Annotated in this window: 6 protein-coding genes; 3 read left to right on the forward strand and 3 right to left on the reverse strand. The window is 74.4% G+C overall.

Going from position 1 to position 8,754, the window contains the following annotated elements; all coding sequences use genetic code 11:
• Positions 1-54: 54 nt before the first annotated feature.
• The gene (locus tag AOK23_RS21475; RefSeq protein WP_055714317.1) at positions 55-585 is read right to left on the reverse strand and encodes a DUF6214 family protein; all 531 of its coding nucleotides are present in this window, start codon (positions 583-585) and stop codon (positions 55-57) included.
• Positions 586-708: 123 nt separating this feature from the next.
• On the opposite strand from AOK23_RS21475, the gene AOK23_RS21480 reads away from it, so the two are divergent.
• On the forward strand, positions 709-2,055 hold the full coding sequence (locus AOK23_RS21480; RefSeq protein WP_055714318.1) for an FAD-dependent oxidoreductase: 1,347 nt from the start codon (positions 709-711) through the stop codon (positions 2,053-2,055).
• A 125-nt stretch (positions 2,056-2,180) separates the two neighbouring features.
• Positions 2,181-3,578, forward strand: coding sequence for a nucleobase:cation symporter-2 family protein (locus AOK23_RS21485; protein ID WP_055714319.1), 1,398 nt, complete (start codon positions 2,181-2,183; stop codon positions 3,576-3,578).
• On the opposite strand, the gene AOK23_RS21490 is transcribed toward AOK23_RS21485, so the two are convergent.
• The gene (locus AOK23_RS21490) at positions 3,489-3,887 is read right to left on the reverse strand and encodes an ArsR/SmtB family transcription factor (protein WP_240496486.1); all 399 of its coding nucleotides are present in this window, start codon (positions 3,885-3,887) and stop codon (positions 3,489-3,491) included. The genes AOK23_RS21485 and AOK23_RS21490 overlap by 90 nt on opposite strands.
• Before the next feature lie 108 nt (positions 3,888-3,995).
• On the opposite strand from AOK23_RS21490, the gene AOK23_RS21495 reads away from it, so the two are divergent.
• Positions 3,996-5,075: an NADH:flavin oxidoreductase/NADH oxidase gene (locus AOK23_RS21495; protein WP_055714320.1), complete on the forward strand. Its 1,080-nt coding sequence runs from the start codon at positions 3,996-3,998 to the stop codon at positions 5,073-5,075.
• Between the two features lie 32 nt (positions 5,076-5,107).
• Here the strand turns inward: AOK23_RS21495 and AOK23_RS21500 are convergent.
• Positions 5,108-8,754 (reverse strand): cation-translocating P-type ATPase (locus AOK23_RS21500; RefSeq protein ID WP_055714321.1); only part of this gene is annotated, 3,647 nt, incomplete at its 5' end.

The following is an 8,754-nucleotide window of genomic DNA, read 5'->3' on the forward strand; positions in this document are numbered from 1 at the left end:
GACTTTCGAAACACCCCCTAGACACTGCCCGCCGCGGCCCTCGTCGCGGTGGGCTCAACGCCGGGCGTGGCGGGGGGCCAGGAGGCCGGCGTCACGGGCGCCGGCGATCAGGCGGAGCGACTTGCGGCGGCTGTGCCCGGTCGCGCACATCACCGCGAGCACCGGGTCGTAGCCCTCCCGCTGCGCCGTGAGGTACTCCTCCGCCACCAGCCGCCGCCCCTCCGTGCCCCGCGGCCAGGCGGGCCTGGCCCGGCGGGCGGCCGCGTACCGGGTGCCCGGCGCACTGTCCTCGGCCGGGTCGGGCACGGTGCCGCACGCCTCGTAGAGCGGGCCCTCGATCCAGTCGGCCAGCTCCGCCAGGTCGTCCAGGGACAACGGCGGCTGGGCCCGGACGTCCTCCAGGGACAGCCGCCCCCCGACCACCACGGCGAGGACCTCGACCCGGGCCCCGTCCGGGAAGCTCAGCCGGGCGTTGTACCAGGCGGTGGCTCCCCCGCCTTCCCGCACCGCCCACGCGGGCCACACCGAGACCGCGCCGTCCTGCCAATGCCGATCAGGAAGGTTGAGAAAGGAAGCTTCGAGCACACACGCAACGTAAGGGAATGATCACAATCGCTCGCCACACCACGCCGAGCGCCCCCTCCCCCGGCGGCCCCCAGGGTGCGATCCTGGAAGCATCAGCGATCTCCTCGCGTAAGGAGTTCCGCCGTGCTGCATGTCGCCGTCGTGGGTTCGGGGCCGAGCGGGTGCTACACCGCCCAGAGCCTCGTCCAGCGGGATCCCGGGGTCCTGGTCGACGTCCTCGACCGCCTGCCCTGCCCGTACGGACTGGTCCGGTACGGGGTGGCGCCGGACCACGAGAAGATCAAGTCGCTCCAGAACAGCCTGCGCACCGTGCTGGAGGACGAGCGGGTGCGGTTCCTCGGCGGGGTCCAGGTGGGGCCCCGGGGCGTGCCGGTGGCGCGGCTGCGGGAGCTGTACCACGCGGTGGTGTACTGCGTGGGCGCCGCCACCGACCGCCGGCTCGGCATCCCGGGCGAGGAGCTGCTGGGCAGCTGGTCGGCGACCGAGTTCGTGTCCTGGTACAGCGCGCACCCGGACGCCGTGGCCGACGGTTTCGTCCTCGGTGCCCGTACCGCGGTGGTCATCGGCGTCGGGAACGTCGCCGTGGACGTGACCCGCATGCTGGCGCGCGGCGCGGCCGAACTGAGCCCGACCGACATGCCGCAGTCCGCCCTCGCCTCGCTCGCCTCCAGCCAGGTCTCCCGCATCCACATGGTGGGCCGCCGCGGTCCCTCCGTTGCGCGCTTCACCACCAAGGAGCTGCGCGAGCTGGGCACCCTCCCGGACACCCAGGTCACCGTCAACCCGGTCGAGCTGGAGATGGACCCGGACTACGTCGACCCGTCGGCCCTGCCCGCCGCGCAGCGCCGGAACATCGAGGTCCTGCGCGGCTGGGCCACCGCGCCGGCGCCGAGCGGCCGGCACCGCATCCGGCTGCGGTTCTTCCTGCGCCCGGTCGAGCTCCTCGCCGACGGGGACCGTGTCTGCGGCGTCCGACTGGAGCGCACGCGACCGGACGGCCGGGGCGGCCTGGTCGGCACCGGCCGGTACGAGGAGATCGAGGCCCAGCTCGTGCTCCGCTCGGTCGGCTACCGCGGCGTGGCGCTCGACGGGCTCCCCTTCGATCCTCAGCGGGGCACGGTCCCCCATGTGGCGGGCCGGGTCGTGCGGGAGGGGGTGGCCGCTCCGGGCGAGTACGTGGCGGGGTGGATCAAGCGGGGCCCGACCGGAGTGATCGGCACCAACCGCCCCTGTGCCAAGGAGACGGTGACCTCGCTGCTGGAGGACGCCCCCGCACTCCTGCACCGCGCGGTCCCGGCCGACCCGCTGGCGGCCCTGCGGGCGGAGGGCGTCCGCCCCGTGGAGTGGTCGGGCTGGCAGGCGATCGAACGGGCGGAGGCGGAACTGGGGGCGTCCCTGGGCCGCGGCGTGGTGAAACTCCCGGACTGGGAGTCGCTGTTGACGGCCGCTCAGGGCGGGGCGCGGGATTAGGCGCACACGGCAGGGCGGTGGCCCGCCGCTTCGACATGGATCGGCAACACCGCCGACATCAACAAACTGTTCAAGCCTCCTACGGTCTCAAGACGTCCCCCGCCCGGCCCCACCCTGGAGCGCCCATGACCGACGCCGCGCCCGTCCACCCCGTCGACGCGGTTCCTCCCGTACGTCACCTCGCGGCACTCGGCCTTCAGCATGTCCTCGCGATGTACGCCGGCGCCGTCGCCGTCCCCCTGATCGTCGGCGGCGCGATGCAGCTGCCGCCCGCGGACCTGGCGTATCTGATCACCGCCGACCTCCTGGTGTGCGGTGTCGCGACCCTCATCCAGTGTGTGGGCGTCTGGCGTTTCGGCGTGCGGCTGCCGATCATGCAGGGCTGTACGTTCGCAGCCGTGTCCCCGATGGTGCTGATCGGCACGGAGGGCGGCGGGCTCCCCGCCATCTACGGCTCGGTGATCGTGGCCGGCCTGGCGATCATGCTGCTGGCACCGGTGTTCGGCCGGCTCCTCCGCTTCTTCCCGCCGCTCGTCACGGGCACGGTGATCCTGATCATCGGTCTGTCCCTGCTGCCGGTGGCCGGCAACTGGGCGGCCGGCGGCGTCGGCGCGAAGGACTTCGGCGCGCCGAGGAATCTGGCCCTCGCCGCGTTCGTGCTGCTCGTCGTCCTGGGGGTGCAGCGGTTCGCCCCGGTGTTCCTGAGCCGGATCGCGGTACTGATCGGCATCGTGGTCGGCCTCGCCGTGGCCGTGCCCCTCGGGTTCACCGACTTCGGCGGGGTGGCGGACGCCGACTGGCTGGGCGTCAGCACGCCGTTCCACTTCGGGGCGCCCACGTTCGAGGTGTCGGCGATCGTGTCGATGCTCGTGGTGGCCCTGGTCACGATGACCGAGACGACCGGTGACCTGATCGCGGTCGGCGAGATGACAGGGCGGAAGGTGGAGTCGCGCTCCCTCGCCGACGGGCTGCGGGCCGACGGGTTCTCCACGGTCCTCGGCGGGGTCTTCAACACCTTCCCGTACACGGCGTACGCGCAGAACGTGGGTCTCGTCGGCATGACCCGGGTGCGCAGCCGCTGGGTCGTCGCGGCCGCCGGCGGGATCCTCGTACTGCTGGGGCTGCTGCCGAAGCTGGGTGCGGTGGTGGCCGCGATCCCGGCGCCGGTGCTGGGCGGCGCGGGGCTGGTGATGTTCGGTACGGTCGCCGCGAGCGGGCTGCGCACGCTGGCGCGGGTCGGCTTCCAGGACAACCACAACCTGACGGTGGTGGCCGTGTCGGTGGCCGTCGGCCTGCTGCCGGTCGGGGTGCCGACGGTCTACGCGAAGTTCCCCGACTGGTTCCACACGGTGATGAACAGCGGCATCAGCGCGGGCTGCCTCACGGCCATCGCGCTGAACCTGCTCTTCAACCACCTTCCGTCGAGGGCCGGTTCAGCCGTCGCCGAGGTCCCGGACCCGGGCGGCCTGCCGGGCGGCCGCGTCCAGGAGGGCGTCGAGAAGCCCCGGGAAGAGGCCGTCTAGGTCGTCCCGGCGCAGGCCGTTCATCTTGGCGGTGCCCCGGTAGACCTGCCGGATCACCCCGCTCTCGCGCAGCACCCGGAAGTGGTGGGTGGTCGTGGACTTGGTGACCGGAAGGTCGAAGTACGAACAGGAGAGCTCGTCGCCGTCGGCGGCGAGCTCTCGCACGATACGCAGCCGCATGGGGTCGGAGAGCGCGTGCAGCACGGACTCCAGCCGGATCTCCGCGGACTCCGGATGCGGGAGATCGCGACTGCTGACGGCGGGCGAGGTCACGGCGGCTCCCTTGAGTCGGGCCTTCAGGGAGTTCATTGTACGAGGACCATCATAGTTTGACATCCGCCGTACTACGATGACTATCGTACGAGACATCGAGTCGTACCCGACCCGTGTCGGCATCCCTGACGATCGGAGTCCGCCGTGAGCGCGCTGTTCGAGCCCTACCGCCTGCGTGAACTGACCATCCCGAACCGGGTGTGGATGCCCCCGATGTGCCAGTACTCGGCCGCGCCGGAGGGCCCCGGGACGGGCGCCCCGGGCGACTGGCACTTCGCGCACTACGCGGCGCGCGCCACCGGCGGGACGGGCCTGATCATCGTCGAGGCGACCGCCGTGGCCCCCGAGGGCCGGATCTCCCCGTACGACCTCGGCCTCTGGAACGACACGCAGGTGGAGGCGTTCCGCCGGATCACCGGGTTCCTGAGGACGCAGGGGACGGTGCCTGCGGTGCAGCTGGCGCACGCGGGGCGCAAGGCGTCCACCGACCGGCCCTGGCGGGGCGGCGCCCCGGTCGGCCCGGACGCGCACGGCTGGCAGCCGGTCGCGCCCAGCGCGGTGCCGTTCGACGAGAAGCACCCGATGCCGGACGAGTTGACGGTCGACCAGATCCGGGCTGCCGTACGGCAGTTCGCCGAGTCGGCCCGCCGTGCGCTCGCCGCCGGTTTCGAGGTCGTCGAGATCCATGGCGCCCACGGCTACCTGATCAACGAGTTCCTGTCCCCGCACTCCAACCGCCGTACCGACGCCTACGGCGGCTCGTACGAGAACCGGATCCGTTTCGCGCTCGAGGTGGTGGACGCCGTGCGCGAGGTGTGGCCGCAGGACAAGCCGCTGTTCTTCCGGGTCTCCGCGACCGAGTGGCTGGAGGAGGGCGGCTGGACGGCGGACGACACCGTCCGGCTCGCTGCCGAGCTGAAGGCCCACGGCGTGGACCTCCTCGATGTCTCCACCGGCGGCAACGCCTCCGGTGTCCGCATCCCCGTCGGCCCCGGCTACCAGGTGCCGTTCGCCGCCCGCGTCCGGGACGAGGCGGGGATGCCCGTCGCGGCGGTGGGTCTGATCACCGAGGCCGAGCAGGCCGAGAAGATCCTCGCCAACGGAGAGGCCGACGCCGTGCTGCTGGGCCGTGAGCTGCTGCGCACCCCCTCCTGGGCCCGGCGGGCCGCGCGGGAACTGGGGGGCGAGGTGCACGTACCCGAGCAGTACCACCGGTCGGTCTGACCTCCGCGCCCCGGCGGGCGGCGGGGTGGGGCTCAGGCGGGGCTCGGCTCGGCCGAGGCTCGGGTCCGGGGTCGCATCAGCCGCTGGACCGTCCTCTCCAGGTCGGGCAGGGTCCGCTGGCCGGCCACCGCGAGGCCGATCGCCGCGGCGACGCCCGCCCAGGCGAGCGGGCCGAGCGGGGTGCAGCCGAAGAAGTGGCTGGCGCCCGGGATCTGGACGAGGACGACGAGGGCCGCGGCGGAGCCGAGGGCCGTGGTGCGGACCAGTGGGCTGTGCCGGCGGTCGGCGAGGGTCTGGGCCAGCTGGGTGCCGACCACCCCGCACAGGGCCATCGTCGTGGACCGGCGCGCGGTGCCCGGCGTGAAGCGGCCGGCCAGCCAGGCGAGGGTGGCGCCCAGACAGGTGGTCAGGGCGCGGTGGCGGATCTGGCGCATGAGGGGCGCGCCGAGGAGTTCGGTGCCCAGGGGCTCCGTGCCCGGGGTGGCGCCCTCAGCGCCGTCGCCGTCGGCGGCGCCCGGCTCCTCCTTGGGGGTGACCGCCACCGCCATCGCGGGGAACAGGTCCGTGAACAGGTTCACCAGCAGCATCTGGCGGGTGGAGAGCGGGGCCCGTCCGGCGAGCAGCGTGCCGAGGATGCCGAAGCCGATCTCGCCCGCGTTGCCGCCGATCAGGATGGCGATGGCGTCGGTGACGCTGTGCCACAGGGAGCGGCCCTCGGTGACCGCCTCGATCAGCACCGACAGGTCCTCGTCGGTCAGGACCAGGTCGGCCGCGTTCCGGGCGGCGGCGGAGCCGCGGGCCTGGATGCCCACGCCGATGTCGGCGGCGCGGATGGCCGCGGCGTCGTTGGCGCCGTCGCCGACCATCCCGACCACCCGGCCCGCGTCCCGCAGCGCCTCCACGACCTGGAGCTTCTGCTCGGGCGCGACCCGCGCCACGACACCCGCGTCCCGCAGCATCCTCGACCGTACGGACCGGTCGGCGGAGGCCAGTTCGTCGCCCGTGACGACGGTCGTGTCCTCGGGCCAGCCGAGTTCGGCGGCGATCGCCCGGGCGGTCTGCGGGTGGTCGCCGGTCAGCATGACCGGTCGTACGCCCGCCTCGCGCAGCCCGCGCACCAGGTCGGTGGACGTCTCACGCGGGACGTCGGCGAGCGCGAGCAGGCCGGTGAACTCCAGGTCGTCCAGCGGTTCTTCGAGGGCGGCGGACGGTTCCTCGCCCGCGCGCAGCGGGCGTTCGGCGACCGCGAGGACGCGCAGACCGTCGCGGGCGAGCGACTGCGCGGTTCCGGACGCGTGATCGGGGAGGTCGGGGCAGGCGGGCAGGACCGTCTCCGGGGCGCCCTTGACCACCAGGACGGGGGTGTCGTCCGCCGTTGTGCCGACGGCCGCGGCGTAGCCGCGGGCCGCCTCGAAGGGCCGGCCCTCGGTCTGCTCCCACTCCGGGTCGGGGCCTGCCGCGTCCAGCACCGCCTCGTCGGTGGCGTGCACCGGGCGGGTCGAGCCGCCGTTCAGGCGGGGGCAGGCGCGGGCGGCGACACGCAGGGTGCGGGCCGTGTCGTCGTCGGCGGTGTCCTTGAGGGTGCGGACCGTGCCGTCGGCCTCGCCGACCCGGACCAGGTGGAGGCGGTTCTCGGTGAGGGTGCCCGTCTTGTCGAAGCAGACGGTGTCCATGCGGCCCAGCGCCTCCAGGGTGCGCGGGGTGCGCACAAGGACGCCGCGGCGGCTCAGCCTACGGGCCGCCGACAGCTGTGCCACCGTGGCGACCAGCGGCAGCCCCTCCGGGACGGCGGCCACGGCCACCGCGACGCCGCCGCTCACCGCCTCCCTGATGGGGGTGCCGCGCAGCAGCGAAAGACCCGTCACCGCGGCGCCGCCGGCCAGGGTCAACGGCAGCGCCTTGCGGGTGAGTTCATGGATCTTGGCCTGGACGCCGGCGGACGGGGGCGTGCGCGCGGCCAGGGCGACGGCGCGTGCGGCCTCGGTGCGGTCGCCGGTGCCGACGACGACGGCCCTGGCCTGACCCGCCACCACGGTGGTGCCCTCGAAGACCATGCAGCTCCGGTCGGCGACCGGCGCGCGGGGTGTCGGAGCCGTCTGCTTGTCCACCGGCAGGGACTCACCGGTGAGCGCCGACTCGTCCACCTCCAGGCCGTCCTCCCACAGCAGCCGGGCGTCGGCTGGCACGACGTCGTCCGCCTTCAGTTCGATCACGTCGCCGGGGTCGAGCACGGCGGCGTCCACGGTCTCGGCCTCCGCCGACGCGTCGTCGGCGGGCGGGCCCGTCGGCTCCTCCGGGTCCCGGGGCGTGACGCGGGCCTTCTGCTGCTGGTCGGCGAGCAGCCCGGACAGCGCCCGTTCGGCGCGCAGCCGTTGCAGACCGCCGACCAGGGCGTTCAGATCGAGCGCGCCGAACACAAGGAGAGCATCCACGACCGAGCCGAGGATCGCGGAGGCCGCCGAGCCGACCGCCAGCACCGGGGTGAGCGGATCGTCCAGCTCGCCCCGGACGGCCCGGGCCAGCTCCACGGTCCAGCGCACGGGGGCGGCGGCGGGCGTGTGGCCCACCGTGTCGGCCACCTCGTGCAGCCGGTCGGCGGCCTGCTCGACCACCGTGGTGTCCTCCTCCTCGTCGGCCGCGTGGTCGAGCCGGTCGAGGACGTCGTCCGGGGGGAGCGCGTGCCAGGCCGTGCGGGGCTGGGGGTGCGGCGCGCGAGCCAGGGCGACGCCGAGGGCGCCTCGTACGCCGCTGAGCAGGGCCGTCGCGGCGCCGACGTCGACGGGGACGTGGCGCAGTCCGGGCAGGCGAGCGCGTCGGCGCGCCCCGTCGGCCTCGCCGACGGCCACGAGCAGCCCGGACAGGGCGGCGCCGGACCGGGCGAGGGTCTGTGACCGGTGGCCCACCGTACGGGCCGCGGGTACGGCGGTCAGCAGCCGCCACACGTCGGCGAGCCCGTTGAGGGCGAGGACGTCCGCGCCCCAGACGACGGCGGAGTCCCCGTCCGCGAGGGCGACGGCCACGTCCCCGCCGAGCAGACCGTCCAGGACGTCCATGCCTTCCGGCGCGGGGGTCGCGGCGTGCCCGGCGCCGCCGTCCTCGTCCCCTTGGCGGGCGCCGACGCCCCGCGCGCCCGTGCCTTCGTCCGGCACATGGGCGTCGTCGGGCGCGCTCGTGGTGTCGTCGGGCGCGCTCGTGGTGTCGTCCCCTACGTGGGTGTCCTCGACGCCCGCCTCGGGGTCGGTGGAGGGGAAGCGGGCGACCGTCAGGACGGTGGCGCCCTCGTCGCGCAGGCCCCGCACCACTTCGCGCAGGGGGCGGTCGCCGGTCACGACCTGGTCGGCGAGGCTCGTGAAGTCGCGCAGCGCCGGGTCGTCCACCATGACGACGGCGAGCCCGGCCCGGCGGGCCGCGTCGAGCACGGTCTCGGTCCAGGGGTCCGCGCCCGCGCCGGGGCTCCGCAGCGCGCTGGGGTGCAGTACGACGGTGTCGACGGTCTCCAGCCGCCGCAGCCGCTCGGGGTCGCGGACCAGGACGCCGGTCCGGGCGAGGGCCACGCCGAGGACGTAGTGGAAGGCGGCGGGACCGTAGCGGGCGGCCTTGGGCGAGCCTGCGAGGACGGCCTCGGCGGCCTCCTTGCCGTCGTGCTTGACGAGCAGGGTCGCCCAAGGCCGCCCGCTAC

The sequence above is a fragment of the Streptomyces torulosus genome (genome assembly GCF_001419765.1).
Lineage (GTDB): Bacteria > Actinomycetota > Actinomycetes > Streptomycetales > Streptomycetaceae > Streptomyces > Streptomyces torulosus.